Annotated in this window: 1 protein-coding gene and 1 pseudogene; both read left to right on the top strand. The window is 43.2% G+C overall.

Going from position 1 to position 1,485, the window contains the following annotated elements:
* Nucleotides 1–245 precede the first annotated feature (245 nt).
* Nucleotides 246–1,073, top strand: a complete 828-nt coding sequence (gene kdsB / locus ACS8FD_RS14325; RefSeq protein WP_439260739.1) for a 3-deoxy-manno-octulosonate cytidylyltransferase — start codon at nucleotides 246–248, stop codon at nucleotides 1,071–1,073.
* A 113-nt stretch (nucleotides 1,074–1,186) separates the two neighbouring features.
* Nucleotides 1,187–1,485, top strand: a pseudogene (locus tag ACS8FD_RS14320) (DNA polymerase III subunit delta'); the annotation flags it as partial.

Raw genomic sequence — 1,485 nt, 5'->3', positions numbered from 1 at the left:
CAATGATATTAGAGCCTTGATAAACAGGCTATGGATACTACCTGTGACTGCCACACTATCTGACGCTTGCTATCAGACATTGCAGCAGCAATTGACCGCACTTGACATCAAAATGGCTACGTCAAGTCACAGTTAAGATTGTCGATGCATATAGTTGTTTTTATATCTAAGCGTTCGTCTAAATTACCCGCTTATTTATATATTACCTATTTAAATTTATGAACTGTTTGTTATAGGAATTATGTATGTCATCCGCTTTAGCACCCGCCAAAACTCATATCGTTATTCCTGCGCGCTTTAAGAGTACACGTCTACCAGGCAAGCCTTTGTTAGATATTCATGGCAAACCTATGATTCTGTGGGTCGCTGAAAAGGCTCAAGCCGCGCATTTTGCCGATGATATGTGTATTGCAACCGATGATGAGCGTATCGCTAAGGTTTGCTCGGATGCAGGGTATGAAGTGGTAATGACAAGTGCTGATCATGCTTCAGGCACAGATCGTTTGGCTGAAGTTGCGACGATTAAAGGCTGGGCTGAGCACGACATTATCATTAATATGCAAGGAGATGAGCCATTAGTGCCGCCGCTCTTACTACAGCAAGTCAAAGACTTGTTGGTACAAGATGATGACAGCGTTATGGCGACTTTATACGAGCCCATTGAAAATTATCAGACGTTCATAAAACCGTCGGTAGTCAAGGTTGTGAGTGCAACTGCCGATGACACACAACGCGCGCTGTACTTTAGCCGTGCACCGATTCCTTGTGATCGTGATGTGGCGTTGGCAGTGGCTGCGGGTAATTTAGATATAGCAGAGCTACCCGCCCCAAAAGAGGCTTACCGACATTTAGGATTGTATGCTTATCGGGTAAGTTTGTTACAACAATTTGTCCATTGGTCTCAAACACCGCTTGAAACGCTTGAGAGCTTAGAGCAATTACGCATTTTAGAAAACGGTGGCAACATAGCTATTGCGGCTGCAAAAGTTCAGCTACCTGCTGGCGTGGACACGCAAGAAGATCTGGATCGTTTAAATGCAATAAGTGTCAATAAGTTTACAAGCAATACATAATAAATAGCCTAAGCGTTTACTTAGCAATTGATATTTGAAAGTGTCTATAAGATAGGATAAGTACTAAGCTTAGTAAATTTTAAACAAAATAGTAGGCAACAAGCGTGAATCGTATGACAGACAATATTTATTTTGCGCCACTATTACCATGGCAGCAAGCATTGTGGACGCAGCTTACAAGTCGTGTACTATCACCGCCCCATAATTTGCCGCATGCATTACTTGCTGCTGGTATGCAAGGAATGGGTAAGCGTGCTTTTGTTTGGCGACTGATAGCTTGGCTATTATGCCAAGAGCGTCAGCAGCATCCGCTTGGAGCCTGTGGTCATTGTCAAAGTTGCCAATGGCTTAGATCTGGTACGCATCCAAGCTTACAAGTATTGCCTATTACCAGTATGCCTATCAGCACTGA

The organism is Psychrobacter sp. 1U2, from assembly GCF_051847575.1.
Note: the sequence above shows the minus strand (reverse complement) of the source record. Positions and strands in the feature narration are given on the sequence as shown.